The sequence below is a fragment of the Rhizobium sp. B230/85 genome (genome assembly GCF_019355735.1).
In the GTDB taxonomy this organism is placed as follows: Bacteria; Pseudomonadota; Alphaproteobacteria; order Rhizobiales; family Rhizobiaceae; genus Rhizobium; species Rhizobium rhododendri.
In genome coordinates, this window is record NZ_CP072156.1 from 1,245,545 (window position 1) to 1,261,093 (window position 15,549).

Genomic DNA, 15,549 nt, shown 5'->3' on the forward strand with positions numbered 1-15,549 from the left:
ACTGCACAATAAATGGAAGACGAAGGAAAGGCCAACTCATGTCCTCTGAAATCGATTCCGCAACACTACTTTCCCGCGCCGGCCAACTGATAGATCTCGCCCGCAAGGCCGGTGCCGATGCCGCCGATGCGGTCGTCGTGCGTTCCCGCTCGCAATCGGTGAGTGTGCGCCTCGGCAAGGTCGAAGGCACCGAGTCCTCCGAGAGCGATGACTTCTCGTTGCGTGTCTTCGTCGGCAACCGGGTCGCCAACGTCTCGGCCAATCCGGGTTTCGATCTCCAGGTTCTGGCCGAACGCGCCGTTGCCATGGCGAAGGTGTCTCCGGAAGATCCGTTTGCGTGTCTCGCGGACGACGACAAGCTGGCCCGCAACTACCCCGATCTCGATCTCTACGACCCGACCGAAGTCTCCACCGACCAGCTGCGTGAAGCCGCGCTGGCGATGGAGGAGGCAGGGCTTGCCGTCAAGGGCGTCAGCAAGTCCTCCGGCTCCGGCGCATCGGCCGGCATGGGCGGCATGGTGCTGGTGACCTCCCGCGGCTTCGAAGGTGCCTACATGGGCTCGCGGTTCGGCCGATCCGTCAGCGTCATCGCCGGCGAAGGCACGGGCATGGAGCGCGACTACGATTTCGACAGCCGTCTCTACTTTGCCGATCTGGATTCCGCCGAGGACATCGGCCGCCGCGCCGGAGAGCGGGTGGTCAAGCGCATCAATCCGCGCCAGGTTCCGACCGGCAAGAATGTCACCGTGGTCTTCGACCCCCGCGTCGCCCGCAGCTTCGTCGGACACATCGGCGGCGCCATCAACGGCTCCTCGGTCGCCCGCAAGTCGAGCTTCCTGCGCGACAAGATGGGCCAGCAGGTGCTGAAATCCGGAATGTCCATCACCGACGATCCACTCATCGTCCGCGGCTCCGCCTCGCGTCCTTTCGATGGCGAAGGCGTCAGCGGCCAGCGTCTGGTGATGATCGAGGATGGCGTGCTCAAGCACTGGTTCCTGTCGACATCGACCGGCCGGGAAATCGGCATGCCGACAAACGGCCGTGGCGTTCGCGGCGGCACAACCGTTACGCCATCGTCCACCAATCTTGCGCTAGAGCCCGGCGAGATGTCGCCGGAAGAGCTGATCAAGAGCGTCAAGGACGGGTTCTACGTCACCGAACTGATCGGCCAGGGCGTCAACATGATCACTGGCGAATACAGCCGTGGCGCAACAGGTTTCTGGATCGAGAACGGCGAACTGACATTTGCAGTGTCGGAGGTGACCATTGCCTCCAATCTCAAGGACATGTTCATGCGCTTCACGCCGGCCAACGATATCGACCGGAGCTTCAGCACCGCAGCGCCGACCATAGCCATCGAAGGCATGACGCTGGCCGGCCTCTAAAGTGCCTGTGTTTGGAAGTGCATAAAAACAAAGAGATAGAGCATTTTTGCGTTTCCGTGAAACGCTGAAATGCCCTAGGGCGTTACGGGAACAATAGCATGGCCGAGAGCGCAACGTTCAGCTGGCAAAGTGACCTGGACCTGATTGTCCAGGCGGCCCAGGAGGCCGGCGAAGTGGCACTCGGCTTCTTCCAGCAGTCTCCGGAAGTCTGGTGGAAAAATGGTGGGCAATCGCCCGTCAGCGCCGCGGACTATGCCGCCAACGATGTGCTTTCCAGAGTGCTGCAGGCGGCCCGGCCGGATTACGGCTGGCTCTCCGAAGAGACCGACGACGCATCCGATCGCCTCCAGCGCCGCACGTTGTTCGTCGTCGATCCGATCGACGGGACGCGCGGGTTTCTGGCTGGCTCGGAGATCTGGTGCATCAGTGTCGCCGTCGTTACCGACGGGCGCCCTGTTGCCGGCGTTCTGTTTGCGCCAGCGCTCCGCGAACTCTATGTCGCCGGGCTCGAAGGGCCTGCGCTCAAGAACGGCAATATACTCAAGGTGTCCGAGCCAAGAGCCGGCGATGTCCATCGGCTGGCAACTGCTGAAGACATGATTGCTGGCTTTGGCGCGGCGTTCCGCAGCACCGTGCAGCGCGTGAAGCACATCCCATCGCTTGCCTACCGCCTCGCCATGGTGGCCGACGGAAGGCTGGAAGGTACATTGGTCAAGCGCGATTCCCATGACTGGGATCTGGCCGCAGCCGACCTGATCCTGCAGCGTGCCGGGGGGCAGCTTGTCGACCTTGCCGGCGACCTGCTCGTCTACAACAAGGCTGTGGTAAAGCATGCCGAACTTTGTGGTGCCGGAGAGGCCCTGATGCCGGAATTCCTGCATCAGCTTGCCTCCCGACGAGACGGTTGACCTTTCACCCAAAATCGCTCAGATGAGCGTTGGGGGAGCGATAGGAAAGAAAGACAGATATGACTGACTCCAGCGCTAAAAAGCAGCTTCTGCATCTCGTTTTCGGCGGCGAGCTCGAAAATCTCAACGACGTGAATTTCCGTGATCTGAGCGGCCTCGACATCGTCGGTATTTTCCCCGATTATGCCAGCGCGCACATGGCCTGGAAGGCCAAGGCTCAGCAGACTGTCGATAACGCTCATATGCGATATTTCATCGTTCACATGCATCGCCTGCTCGATCCGCAGGATTCGGCCTCTCCCAAAGGCTGATTGCGGAAACCATTGATACAGCCGTGATTGTCGCGGGTCGGTCATAAATTTGCCAAGCATCTGGTTTTACTGCTCTTTTCGAGCTGAAACTTTATTTAGTCCAGTCGCAACAGTTTGGGTTTTGGCATTGATGACGATCACCACGGATCGGAGGCTTCTGCGATGAGCAGCTTTAGGGCGCGTATGGCGCTGAAAGCCTATCGTCTCGGCGGCGTCGCGATCTCGCCACTGATGACGCCCTACCTTGCGCTGCGTGCGACCAACGGCAAGGAAGACAAGGCAAGGCGTGGCGAGCGCTTCGGCTATGCCAGCGCCAACCGCCCGCAGGGTCCTCTGATCTGGTTCCATGCCGCAAGCGTCGGCGAAACCTCGGCCGTCGTGCCGCTGATCCGCGAAATCCGCCAGCGAAACATCCACGTGCTGTTGACGACAGGTACAATGACGTCGGCGCAGGTGACCCGCGAGCGTCTCGGCAATGACGTCATTCACCAGTATGTCCCGCTCGACCTGAAGCCTGCCGTCGCCCGCTTCCTCGACTACTGGCAGCCGGATTGCAGCATCATCGCCGAATCCGAGATCTGGCCGACGACGATCGGTGAACTCGTGGCGCGGCGTATCCCGCAGATCCTCGTCAATGCCCGCATGTCGGACAAGTCCTTCAGCCGCTGGCAGCGCCATCCGTCGCTGGCTGCAGCGCTGCTGGAAAATATGGCACTGGTTCTGGCGCAATCGGATGTCGATGCGGAGCGTTTTCGCGACCTTGGTGCGCTGCAGGTGAGCACCTCCGGCAACCTCAAGGTTGATACCGACGCACCGCCCTATGATGCGGCGGTGCTGGCCGATTACATGCGGCAACTCGGCACCCGCAAGACCTGGGCTGCCGTCTCGACCTTTGAGGGAGAGGAGAATGCTGCCGCCGTCGTCCACCGCACCCTCAAGGCGCGCGACGATCTGCTGACGATCCTCGTCCCGCGGCATCCCGAACGTTGCGACGATATCGAGAAGATGCTGCTGGCACAGGGGCTGAAAGTTGCCTGCCGGACCCGCAACGATCCGCTGACCGCCGATGTCGATGTATTCCTCGGCGACACCATCGGCGAAATGGGCCTTTACCTTCGGATGACCGAGGTGGCTTTCGTCGGCCGCTCGCTTTTCGAGAACAAGGGTGGCCAGAACCCGATCGAGCCGGCAATGATGGGCTGTGCGATCCTGACAGGCGGCCACGTGCAGAATTTTCGCGAGTCCTACCAAAGGCTGGCGCGCAGCGGCAGCGCCCGCATGGTTCGCGACACAGAAATGCTGGCCAAGGGCGTCCACTACCTTTTGACCAACGACACCGCCCGCGCCACCATGATCGAGGCCGGCTTTACGGCGGTGCACGAGATGCGCGGCGCCCTGACGGCGACGATCAAGGGGCTCGAGCCCTATATCAATCCACTGACGCTCAAAGCCCGGCTGCTGCCGAAGGCCGCGCAGGCTTGAGGACTTCCTGGTGACTGACGAACGACTGGCCACCATCCGGGGCATCCTTTTTGACAAGGACGGCACGCTGCTCGACTACAACAAGAGCTGGCTGCCGGTGAACCGGCAACTGGCGCAGATCGCCGCCGGCGGCGAGGCCGCGCTGGCGGACCGATTGTTGCTTGCCTGCGGCATGGACCCTGTGTCCGGCCACGTCGTTCCAGACAGCCTGCTCGCAGCCGGCAACACCCGCCAGATTGCCGAAGGACTGGTCGCCGCCGGTTCGACCCTCGACCTCGACGATCTCACGCGCCAACTTGACGACCTGTTTTCCGGCGCTGCCCAGTTTGCCGTTCCGGTCACGGATCTCGCCGCCTTCTTCGGCCGTCTGAAGGCGAGAGGATACCGTCTTGGCGTCGCCTCCAGCGACAATCAGACTTCCATACGTGAAACTGCCCGGCATTTCGGGTTTCTCGACTGCCTCGATTTTATTGCCGGCTATGACAGCGGGTTCGGCGTCAAGCCTGAGCCCGGCATGGTGCTCGGCTTCTGCGAGGCCACAGGCCTGTCTCCGGGCGATGTAGCCATGGTCGGCGATAACAATCACGATCTCCACATGGGACGTAACGCCAGCGTCGGGCTCACCATCGGCGTCCTGACCGGCACCGGTTCGCCGGAAAGCCTTGCCGCCGCGGCAGACTATTGCCTCGATGACATCACGGGGCTCGAGCCGCTTCTGCCCGACGCCCTGATGTCGCGCTAACCGCTTGCATTCAAGCGCAAACTGCCGTCTCTTTGCCGATAATCGAACAGGGGATCACATGGTATCGGAAGCACCGCCATTCTGGTGGACGAAGCCCGATTGGCGCGCGCGCCTGCTTTGGCCGGTGTCGTACCTCTATGGCCGCATCGCCGGCAAGCGCATGGCCAATGGCCGGCGAGCTTCCGTCCCGGTTCCAGTCATCTGCGTCGGCAATTTCACGGTCGGGGGCGCCGGCAAGACGCCGACTGCGCTCGCTCTAGCCCGTCAGGCAAAGGAAAAGGGGCTGAAACCCGGCTTCCTCAGTCGTGGCTATGGCGGCTCGGCGCGTGGCATCACCGTCGTCGACCCGGATAAACACACGGCTGTGGTAGTCGGCGATGAGCCGCTGCTTCTTGCGCGCGAAGCCCTGACGGTGATTTCACGGCGACGCATCGAAGGAGCCCGTCGCCTGGTCGAAGAGGGCGCCGATCTCATCATCATGGACGACGGTTTCCAGAGCGCCCAACTCGCCATCGATTATGCGCTGCTGGTGATCGATGCCAACAGCGGCATCGGCAATGGACATATCGTACCCGGAGGACCGTTGCGCGCGCCCCTTGGCGAACAGCTCCGGCATACGTCCGGGCTGCTCAAGGTCGGCAGCGGCAAGGCTGCCGATGCGGTGGTGCGGATGGCAGCTCGCGCCGGCAAGCCGTTTTTCACCGCCGTCCTGAAGGTGCGGGGGCAGGAGGGTTTGGCCGGCCAGAGCGTACTGGCCTTCGCCGGTATCGCTGACCCGCAGAAGTTCTTCCGCACAGTCGAATCCACCGGTGCCACAATCGTCGTCCATCGGCCTTTCGGAGACCACCAGCACTTAATCGATGCGGCAATTACCGATGTTCTCGACACGGCAAGACGCCACGACCTGAAGATCGTCACGACATCGAAGGATTATGTGCGTTTGCTTGGCAGATCCGGCGCTGCGCAACAACTGGTTGCCGAGAGCCTTGTCATTGAGGTCGAGATGACCTTTTCGGACCACCGCGCCGCGGATCTCATCATCGACAACGCCCTCGCAGGCTGCCGTAGCCGGAGGCTCGCGGCAGGCACCTCCGGGACCAAGGGCTAGCGACGCTGGTTGGGCAGGATACCGGCGCGCTTGTCGGCCTCAAACGAGGCGATGGCGTCGGCATAGGGTTCCTGGCGGGCAACGCTCCAGTAGCGGAGTTCGTCGAGCGGAATGCGCTGTCCGGTCATAGCGCAGATAACATGGGAGCCGGGCGCCAGCAGCTGGAAGTCGCCGTCGAGATAGCGCACCTTCGCTTCGCGGTTTCCGCTTCCCTCTAAAAGGTTCATTTCCGTCGTTCTCCTGCCATCGCCTGCCTTAGCGCGGCGGCGGGCATATTTCCAGCTTTTTCAGCTCCGGCCGAACAGCCGCTCGATATCGCTGAGCTTGAGCTCGATATAGGTCGGTCGCCCGTGGTTGCATTGGCCGGATCCGGGCGTTGCTTCCATCTGCCGCAACAGCGCGTTCATCTCCTCCGGGCGCAGTTGCCGTCCGGAACGCACCGAGCCATGACAGGCCATGGTCGCCGCGACATATTCCAGCTTTGCGCCCAGCAGCGATGACGTATCCCATTCGGCAATCTCGTCGGCGAGCTGGCGGATCATTCCCTGCGCATCGACCTCGCCCAGCATCGCCGGCGTTTCGCGCACTGCGATTGCTCCCGGTCCGAAGCGCTCGATGGCAAGTCCCAGATTGCCGAAGCTTTCGGCATGCACCATCAGCCGGTCGCAATCCTCTTCCGGCAGATCGATGATTTCGGGGATCAGCAGCACTTGAGACGGCATGCGCCTGGAATGCAGCGCCTTGCGCATTTCCTCGAACACCAGCCGTTCATGGGCCGCGTGCTGGTCGACGATGACCAGTCCATCTTCCGTCTGTGCGACGATGTAGTTCGCATGGATCTGCGCCCGGGCCGCGCCGAGGCGGTGCTGTGGCTGTGGTGCATCCGGCTGGAGGCCGGCATGGCCTCTGTCTACGCGCGCCGCCGGGGCCGATAGGTCCTCGAATGTTGCCTGCGCCGGTTCGCCGAAGCCGCTTGCCACCAACGTTGCATCGTATGGGCGCGATGGCGAAGTCTGTGGTGACCACGGTGTTGAAGGCGGGGAGGGGCGCCACGCCGCCTGGGCGCCGCCCCGGAAAGAGCGGAGCATGCTGTCGGCGCCGGTGGTTGCGGCCCGGTCGCCATCGCGCGACAACGCCTCGCGAATGGACCCGACGATCAGTCCGCGCACGAGGCCGGGATCGCGGAACCGCACATCGGATTTCGCCGGGTGGACGTTGACGTCGACCAGCGCCGGATCGATGCTGATCGACAGCACCGCCACCGGATAGCGCCCCGACGGAATTGTCTCGGCATAGGCGCCGCGGATCGCCGAGAGGATCTGCTTGTCCTGCACCGGTCGGCCATTGACGAAGGCGTACTGATGCGCTGCGTTGCCACGATTGAAGGTCGGCACACCGGCATAGCCCTTCAGACCGACGTCCTCGCGCTCGGCATCCAGCGCAATGGCATTGTGCTTGAAGTCCTCGCCGAGCACCTGCGCCATGCGCGCCAGCCTGTCGTCGCCGGTTGCGGCAAACTCCAGTGTCGAGCGGTCGGAGCCCGAGAGCACGAAGCGCACATGCGGAAAAGCGATGGCCATCCGCTTCACGACTTCGGTGATAGCTGCTGCCTCGGCACGTTCCGTCTTCAGGAATTTCAGGCGGGCGGGCGTTGCGAAAAAGAGGTCGCGGACCTCGACGATGGTACCGGGATTGGCGGCTGCCGGCCGCAGGTGCAGCAGCCTGCCGCCGGCGACGGCGATTTCGGCGCCGTCCGCGCCATCCGCCCTGCGGCTCGAAATCGACAAGCGCGCCACCGAGCCGATCGAGGGCAACGCTTCGCCGCGAAAGCCGAGGGTGCGGATGTTGTCGAGCGTATCCGATATCTTCGAGGTGCAGTGTCGGCGTACGGCAAGTTCGAGATCGTCCCGGTCCATGCCGCTGCCGTTGTCGCTGACCCGCAGCAGTGCCTTGCCGCCACCGGCAGTGGCGATCTCGATACGCGTTGCGCCGGCATCCAGTGCGTTTTCGATGAGTTCCTTGACCGCACTCGACGGCCGCTCGATGACTTCGCCGGCGGCGATCTGGTTCACCAGGGTTTCGGAAAGCTGCTTGATGTTCATGGCAGCATTTTCCCGGATTCTTGACCCCGTGGAAAGGAGAAACTGTCCGCTCAGGGCGCCGTCCACCTTATTCCGCGACGCAACATGTTCGCATCGCCATTAATCGGACCTTAATACTAAAAAGGCAGATTTCCGTTATTGTTTGAAATGATTGCAGGCGGTGCATCGCACCTGATCTCGGCGCGTGATGGCCAGCTGGAAACCGTCACATATACTGGCCGGCATCCGTCTGTTTCAAACAGCTTGCCAGCATGCTTACCGCAATTCGGCGCCGGCCAGACCGTGCCCGCCTGAGGGCCTCTCAGTGATCGATGCCATAGGGGAATCGGACGAATGACTGCCGAGTTTGAGAAGGCAGTGCTCTCCGTCAATGACGATGCGCCTGCCGATGGCACGCTGCAGACGGCGCTTTTCGATGCGATTTGCGAGGGGCTGCAGTCCGCATTCTTCGTCTACGATAAAAACGATACGCTGCTCTTTGCCAGCCGCCAGGTTCTGAATTTCTACCCGATTTCCGAGCACCTGTTGCGGCCGCAAACCCGACTGCGCGACTTCCTCGGTGCCGTCTTCGACACCGGTATCCGCCAGCGCGACATTGCCGGCAAGCGACCCGTTCCGAGCAGCCGCGAGGACTGGCTGTCTCAGACGATCGCCACCCACTGGCGCGAACGGTACGAATTCACCGAGCGCCATGGCGCCGATCGCTGGGTACGCTTTACCAAGCGCCGGCTCTCCAGCGGCTACGGTGTCTGCATCATCACCGATATTTCCGAGACCCGCAAACGCGAGGAGCAGTGGCGGGCGGACCTCGAGCGCGTTCAGCTCACCGAGGATATCCTCGACAACCTGCCCTTTCCGCTGTTCGTGAAGGACAGGGACCTGACCTACGTCGCCGTCAACAAGGCGCTCTGCGACAAATACCAGAAGTCCGCCGACGAGATCCTCGGGCGCAAGAGCAGCGACCTGTTTTCCACCGATGTCGCCCAGCGGTTCGGTGAAAGCGACCAGCATGTGATCGACACCGGTGACCTGTCGATTTCGCGCCAGCGGCAGATCGATCGCAGCGGCATGGAGCGGGACATCGTCACGCGCAAGCTCCGGATCGGCAAGCCCGGCCGCTATTTTCTCGTCGCCACGATGCAGGATTTGCCGACCGACGGCGGCGATTTCGACGAGTTCGGCCTTGCGTCCGCCATCACCGAATCCGGCGACCGCAGCTATCGGCGGGCCTATGTCCCGGTCGAGACGCTGCAGGCAGCCCTGCACAGACTGCCCGCCATGGAAACGTTCACCCCTGAAACGTTCAACGGTCAGAAGATACTCCTCGTTACCAACGATCTTGCGGCTGAATCGACGGCCCTGAAGATGCTTGCCAAATACGGGTTCGAGGCTTGCGTGGTGCGCAGTGAGGGCGAGGAGGCGGCGTTTCTCGATTTTGCAAGCTCGCTCGGTGTTCGAATCGATCTGGTCGTCATCGACAACCAGATCGGCGTGCGCGGCATGGAGCTGGCCGAACGCCAGAATATCGCGGCCCTCTGCCTCGACGGCGCGCAACTCGCCAACGAATTGACCTTCCGGATTGCCCGGTATTTCAACCGCAACATGCGCGGCAAGAGGCTCGCGCCGAAACATCCCGATGAAAAAATCTGGCCGATCTCGATCAGCACGGAAGACAACAGCTGCGAGATTCTGGTCGCTGAAGACAATGCCATCAACAAGATCGTCTTTTCGCAGATCCTCGAAGGCCTCGGCTATAGCTACAAGATCGCTTCCACCGGCGATGAGGCGGTGAGGATGTGGACCGAATACCGTCCCCAGCTGATGCTGATGGACATCACGCTGCCCGGCCTCAACGGGTTCGAGGCAACCAGGCTGATCAGGGAGGTCGAGGCAGGTTCGGCCAGTCGAACACCGATCGTCGGCGTCCTGACCCAGGCGCTCGACCAGGATCGCGATGCGTGCTTTGCATCCGGCATGGACGACGTCATCCTGAAACCCGTGAGCCCCGACATGCTGCAACTGGTGTTCCTCAAGCATCTCGGCAACGCACAGGCCCGCGAAACTGCTTAGCCACAAGCGCGCGCAGCCTCTCCCGCCCGGTCTCGCCAGGGCGTCGCTATCCATTTTTTAAGACTTAGCCGGCATTCTGCCTCATGGGTGGGAGACGTGTCGGAATTGCAGATGAAATCACCGGATTTGCCGCCCTTGCCCGTTAGCCAGACTGAGCTGCAGGCCATGGCATATACCGATCCGTTGACCGGGTTGGGCAATCGGTATCGCATGCGCGACCGCGTACGGCTGCTCGCGGAAGAGCGTGCCAGCGATCCTGCGCCCTTTACAATCGCCATTGCCAACCTGGATGCCTTCAAGCCGATCAACGACTTGTTCGGCGCAGAAGCCGGCGACGAAATCCTCTGCCAAGTCGCCCACCGTCTCAAGGCATGCATTCCTGATGGCGCAACCGTGACCCGTCACGATGGCGACGAATTCGCCTTCGTCCTGCCGCTGGTGTTCGAGCGTGTCGGCGGCGAGAAATTCGGCCAGATGATCCGCGAGGTGCTTTCCGCGCCCTACGACCTCGGCGACCGCAATGTCCGCCTCTCGGCGTCCTTTGGTCTTGCCATACACCCCTTTGCCGGCGACAACTTCGATGCCCTGCTGAAAAGCGCAGAGACCGCCCTTTACCGGTCGAAGCGTCGGGGTCGCGGCCAGATCACGGTCTATTCCAATGAAATCGCCGAGGAGATGAAGCGGGCGACGCAGCTGGAGCAGGCCCTGCGAAACGCCATCATCTCCGACGCCATCGATGTTCACTTCCAGCCGATCGTTTCGCTTGCCAACGACACCGTGGTCGGCTTCGAAGCGCTCGCCCGCTGGAGCGATCCGGATCTCGGCTTCGTTTCTCCGGCCGTCTTTGTGCCGCTGGCCGAGGAGCGCGGCTTTATCGATGCTCTCTCCGAGACCTTGCTGCGCAAGGCTGCGGAGGCAGCACTCGCCTGGCCGCGCGAATTGTTCCTGTCGTTCAACCTTTCGTCGGCGCAGCTGATGGATCCGGGAACCTCCAGCAGCGTGCTGGCAATTCTTGCGCGCGTCGGCTTTGACCCGCGCCGGCTCGAGCTGGAAATCACCGAGACCGCAGTCATGACATCTGCCGAGACGGCCCACCAGATCATCACCGACCTGCGCGCCGCCGGTGTCCGCATCTCGCTCGACGATTTCGGCACGGGTCAATCCAGCCTTGGCCGGCTGCGCGAGTTCATTTTCGACAAGGTCAAGATCGATCGCGCCTTCGTCTCGCGCATCAACAGCGACCGCGCATCCGAACATATCATCAAGGCCATTCTCGCCATGTGCGAAGGGCTGGACCTCGAGGTGGTGGCCGAAGGCATCGAGGACAGCGACGAGGCCGAAAAGCTGCGTTCCCTCGGCTGCGGCATGGGGCAGGGCTATTTCTACGGCAGGCCCGTCGATGGCGCCGCCACGCTGCGTTATCTGCACGAACGCTATTACGCGCTGAGCGATCACGCCAACGCCTGACACTCCAGGGTGTCTGTTTCGATCGCGCCGCTGCGCGACCACCGCGCGCCGCCGATAGGCCTCGCATTCTGCATCCAGCTCGGCAATGATGTCTGTCATGACGAACCCTTGGCATGCAGAGAAGACATATCATGGCCGAACCGACTGACCCCCTGCTGCAACCCTATCAGCTGAAGCATCTGACGCTCAAAAACCGCATCATGTCGACGGCCCACGAGCCGGCCTATTCCGAAGGTGGAATGCCCACCGACCGCTATCGCCTGTACCACCGCGAAAAAGCCAAGGGCGGTATCGCACTGACGATGACCGCGGGCTCTGCCGTGGTCTCGCCCGACTCGCCGCCGGCATTCGGCAACCTGCACGCCTACAAGGACGAAATTGTTCCGTGGCTGAAGGCGCTCACTGACGACTGTCATGAGTTCGGGGCAGCTGTCATGATCCAGCTGACCCATCTCGGCCGGCGCACCGGCTGGAACAAGGGCGCCTGGCTGCCTGTACTGGCGCCGTCGGCGATCCGCGAGCCCGCCCATCGCGCCTTCCCGAAGGAAGCCGAAATCTGGGATATCGAGCGCATCGTCGCCGATTATGCGGCTGCGGCGGTGCGGATGCAGTCCTCCGGTCTTGATGGTATTGAGCTCGAGGCCTATGGCCATCTCATGGACGGCTTCTGGTCACCGGCCACCAACCACCGCGACGACGCGTTCGGCGGATCTTTCGAAAACCGCATGCGTTTTTCGACTATGGTCACGGAAGCGGTCCGCAAGGCCGTCGGGCCTGACTTCATCGTCGGCATCCGCCTGGTGGCCGACGAAGACTGGGAGAAGGGACTGTCTCGCGAGGAAGGCGTGGCCATCGCCAAGACGCTTGCCAGCGGCGGCCAGATCGATTTCCTGAACATCATCCGCGGCCATATAGACGGCGATGCTGCGCTGAACGAAGTCATCCCGATCCAGGGCATGCGCGCGTCGCCGCATCTCGATTTTGCCGGTGATATCCGGGCGGCTACCAAGTTCCCGGTATTCCACGCTGCCCGCATCGCCGATGTCGCCACGGCCCGCCATGCGATCGCCGAGGGCAAACTCGATATGGTCGGAATGACGCGGGCCCACATCGCCGATCCGCATATCATCAACAGGATCATGGCAGGCGAGGAGGCCCGCATCCGGCCCTGCGTCGGCGCCACCTACTGTCTCGACCGCATCTACGAAGGCGGCGAGGCGCTGTGCATCCACAACGCCGCCACCAGCCGCGAGGCAGAGATCGGCCATGACATTGCGAAAGCCGAAATTGCCCGCAAGGCCGTCGTAATCGGCGCCGGACCGGCCGGCCTCGAGGCGGCGCGCGTTCTAGCCGAACGCGGGCATCATGTCGACGTTCTCGAGGCAAGCGGGCAGGCGGGTGGGCAGATCAATCTCCTTGTCCGCAACTCCAGACGCAAGGAAATGATCGGCATCGTCGACTGGAGGCTGCAGGAGCTCGAGCGTCTCGGCGTCATGATCCACTACGACACCTATGCCTCGGCAGACGAGGTGCTGCCGTTTGCTCCGGACCTCGTGGTTGTCGCCACCGGTGGCATCGCCCAGTCGCCGGAGCTGGAGGCCGGTGACGAGCTGGTGACCTCGAGCTGGGATATTCTCGCCGGCGCCGTCAAGCCGGAGGGCAGCGTGCTGTTGTTCGACGACAACGGCGGCCATCCCGGCATGTCGGCTGCAGAGGTTATCGCCATCGCCGGCGCAGACCTCGAACTGGTCTCGCCGGAGCGCTTTTTTGCGCCGGAGATGGGCGGTATGAACCACGTCCCCTACGCCAGGATCTTCGCCGAGAAGAACGTCCGGGTGACGATCAACACGCGCCTCAAATCGGTGCGGCGCGAGGGAAATGGCCTTGTGGCCGTGCTGGGGTCGGATTATTCGGAAAAGACCCGGATCGAGCGCCGCGTGTCGCAAGTGGTGGTCGAACACGGGACCATGGCCAACGCCGAGCTTTACGATGAACTGAAGCCCTTGTCGCGAAACCTCGGAGCGATCGATTACGGTTCGCTGATCGCACGAAAGCAGCCCTTGCGGACGAGCAATCCCGAGGGCAGCTTCGACCTGATCCGCATCGGCGACGCAGTCTCCAGCCGCAACGTCCACGCCGCAATCTACGACGCTCTGCGATACTGTTCGCTGCTATGACGTCGCATAGCAAAACGGCGGCGTTTTCACGCCGCCGCCGATAATCTATCGTCTGCTATAACCCGCCGTCGGGTTACTTGGTGGTCGTGGAACCGTCAGCCGGAGCGGTCGTCCCGCCGGCCGGAGCCGTTGTTGCCGGTGTCGAAGACGACGATTCGGAGGACTGCATTGCCAGCGTCTTGAATTCCGGAGCCGACTTCAGCGTGTCGGCCGACTCGGATGTCGTCAGCTTGACGGTACCGTCGGTGTTCTGGGCGATCGAAATGTTGCTGATCGGAACTGCGACGTTCTTGGCGCCGATACCCAGGAACCCGCCGACGCCGACCACGGCCGCAACGATGCCGCCATTCTTCTGCATGATGAGGTCGCTCACCTTGCCGATGCTTTCATTGGCACCATTGTAGACGGACTGGCCGATATAGGTGTTGGCACTGACCTGATCGGGCGACTGCTGGGTGATGTAGGAACCCGTGGAAGTTGCAGCCGGCGCGTCTGTTGACGGTGCCGTTGCCATCGGTGTCGTGGTTGTCGAAGGTGTCGTTGAAGTCTGCGCGAAGGCGACTGGAGCAAAGACGGAGGCAGCTGCAAAGATAGCGCCGGTAGCGACAGTGGTCATAAACTTGGTATTCATCGTCAATCTTCCTTTCGAGTGGATCGGTTGACCCCCGACATGGGCGGCGCCTGTCTCAGGCTCACCATCATCATGCCGGTTCTTATAGGAAATGGACGAATCTACGCTTTGTTCCTCGAAAAAACGGATGAAATTAGTGTTTTGCGGTAATCCTCAAGAAAGGCCGGAATGGCGCTTACTGGCGCAAAACGTCTGTCTGCGGGGCTTTCTCACCGCGTGCAAAAGGCGCCGGACAGTCGCCGGCGCCTTTCGAATTCCCGCAAATTAATCGCGATATATTAGAGAATGTAAGCCGGATCGAAGACGCCCTTGACCGTGATCCCGAGCTCCATGAGGGCACCAGCCTGCGGTTGTGTCGCCCGAGCCTCGTCATCGAGCCCTTCCCAGGCAGTCGTCACCACCAGGCGATCCGCATTGGGGCCGACGAAGGCCGGGCATGAGGGCTGCATGGCAGGCACGCGATGGCGCTCGATGCGCAAGCCATCCGGGCTGTAGCGATCGACGAAGCCCGATCCCCAGCGAGAGTTCCAGATGTAGCCGTCGGCATCGCAGACCGAACCGTCGATGCCGCCGATATCCTCCGAGCTGTCGACCAGCACCGTTGGCTCGCCGATGGGCAGGCCGGTCGCGGGGTCGACGAGGACACGCATCAGCCGGCTGATCCGCGTGTCGGTGTAATAGCCGAACGATCCGTCCGGCGAAAAGCAGATGGAGTTCGGGATGCTGATGCCATCGAATATCTTCGTCACCTTGCCTGCCGCAACGTGATAGATCGCGCCTGCCTGCATTTCCGCCCGCTTGCCCATGGTACCGATCCAAAGCGCGCCGGAAATATGCGTTCTGCCGTCGTTGGAGCGGTTTTCCGGCTTGTCCGCTTCGAGCGGCAGATAGAAGGTCAGGGCGCCGGTGGCGATGTCGCGGATGAACAGACCCTGTTCCGTTGCCAGCAGTTGCCTGTCCGCGTCGATACGCGCGAGGACGCTTGCCATCATCGGCAACTCGTGGACCTTCTTCCGGCCGCTGCCGAGCTGCAGTTCATGCAGTTCCTTGCCGAGAATGTTGAACCACCAGACCGTATCGGTCGCGGGATCGTAGGTCGGGCCTTCCCCAAGCACCGATGCGGTGTCGCACAGGATGTTGCCCTGGAATTCGTGAATGTCCGTCAT

At 62.1% G+C, this 15,549-nt stretch carries 13 protein-coding genes; 9 read left to right on the forward strand and 4 right to left on the reverse strand.

Annotation, left to right across the window (positions count from 1 at the left end):
* Window positions 1-38: 38 nt before the first annotated feature.
* The 6 genes from J5289_RS05920 (at window position 39) to lpxK (ending at window position 5,936) form a co-directional block, all read left to right on the forward strand.
* Window positions 39-1,385, forward strand: a complete 1,347-nt coding sequence (locus J5289_RS05920) for a TldD/PmbA family protein (protein ID WP_209182938.1) — start codon at window positions 39-41, stop codon at window positions 1,383-1,385.
* Window positions 1,386-1,483: 98 nt separating this feature from the next.
* Window positions 1,484-2,293 carry a 3'(2'),5'-bisphosphate nucleotidase CysQ gene (locus tag J5289_RS05925; protein ID WP_209206725.1) on the forward strand — a complete coding sequence of 270 codons (810 nt, stop codon included), beginning with the start codon at window positions 1,484-1,486 and terminating at the stop codon, window positions 2,291-2,293.
* A gap of 59 nt (window positions 2,294-2,352) precedes the next feature.
* Complete coding sequence (locus tag J5289_RS05930; RefSeq protein ID WP_111217599.1) at window positions 2,353-2,604, forward strand: DUF4170 domain-containing protein; 252 nt, start codon at window positions 2,353-2,355, stop codon at window positions 2,602-2,604.
* Between the two features lie 162 nt (window positions 2,605-2,766).
* The gene (gene waaA, locus J5289_RS05935) at window positions 2,767-4,086 is read left to right on the forward strand and encodes a lipid IV(A) 3-deoxy-D-manno-octulosonic acid transferase (protein ID WP_209206723.1); all 1,320 of its coding nucleotides are present in this window, start codon (window positions 2,767-2,769) and stop codon (window positions 4,084-4,086) included.
* A 25-nt stretch (window positions 4,087-4,111) separates the two neighbouring features.
* Window positions 4,112-4,828 carry an HAD family hydrolase gene (locus J5289_RS05940; protein WP_209183017.1) on the forward strand — a complete coding sequence of 239 codons (717 nt, stop codon included), beginning with the start codon at window positions 4,112-4,114 and terminating at the stop codon, window positions 4,826-4,828.
* A gap of 58 nt (window positions 4,829-4,886) precedes the next feature.
* Entirely contained in the window at window positions 4,887-5,936 is a 1,050-nt protein-coding gene (gene lpxK, locus J5289_RS05945; protein ID WP_209206722.1) for a tetraacyldisaccharide 4'-kinase, read from the forward strand.
* Here the strand turns inward: lpxK and J5289_RS05950 are convergent.
* Window positions 5,933-6,163, reverse strand: coding sequence for a DUF2093 domain-containing protein (locus tag J5289_RS05950; RefSeq protein WP_142824119.1), 231 nt, complete (start codon window positions 6,161-6,163; stop codon window positions 5,933-5,935). The genes lpxK and J5289_RS05950 overlap by 4 nt on opposite strands.
* Before the next feature lie 60 nt (window positions 6,164-6,223).
* On the reverse strand, window positions 6,224-8,038 hold the full coding sequence (gene mutL / locus J5289_RS05955) for a DNA mismatch repair endonuclease MutL (RefSeq protein WP_209182941.1): 1,815 nt from the start codon (window positions 8,036-8,038) through the stop codon (window positions 6,224-6,226).
* A 333-nt stretch (window positions 8,039-8,371) separates the two neighbouring features.
* Here mutL and J5289_RS05960 point away from each other — a divergent pair, with 333 nt between their 5' ends.
* From J5289_RS05960 to J5289_RS05970, 3 genes are all read left to right on the forward strand, one after another.
* Window positions 8,372-10,108, forward strand: a complete 1,737-nt coding sequence (locus J5289_RS05960; protein WP_209182942.1) for a response regulator — start codon at window positions 8,372-8,374, stop codon at window positions 10,106-10,108.
* Window positions 10,109-10,219: 111 nt separating this feature from the next.
* Window positions 10,220-11,575, forward strand: coding sequence for a bifunctional diguanylate cyclase/phosphodiesterase (locus tag J5289_RS05965; protein WP_209182943.1), 1,356 nt, complete (start codon window positions 10,220-10,222; stop codon window positions 11,573-11,575).
* 131 nt (window positions 11,576-11,706) lie between these two features.
* Window positions 11,707-13,752, forward strand: coding sequence for an NADH:flavin oxidoreductase (locus J5289_RS05970; RefSeq protein WP_209206721.1), 2,046 nt, complete (start codon window positions 11,707-11,709; stop codon window positions 13,750-13,752).
* A 73-nt stretch (window positions 13,753-13,825) separates the two neighbouring features.
* Here the strand turns inward: J5289_RS05970 and J5289_RS05975 are convergent, their stop codons facing one another.
* Together J5289_RS05975 and J5289_RS05980 are read right to left on the reverse strand one after the other, a co-directional pair.
* On the reverse strand, window positions 13,826-14,383 hold the full coding sequence (locus tag J5289_RS05975; protein ID WP_142824124.1) for a PRC-barrel domain-containing protein: 558 nt from the start codon (window positions 14,381-14,383) through the stop codon (window positions 13,826-13,828).
* A 278-nt stretch (window positions 14,384-14,661) separates the two neighbouring features.
* Window positions 14,662-15,549: an SMP-30/gluconolactonase/LRE family protein gene (locus J5289_RS05980; RefSeq protein ID WP_209187337.1), complete on the reverse strand. Its 888-nt coding sequence runs from the start codon at window positions 15,547-15,549 to the stop codon at window positions 14,662-14,664.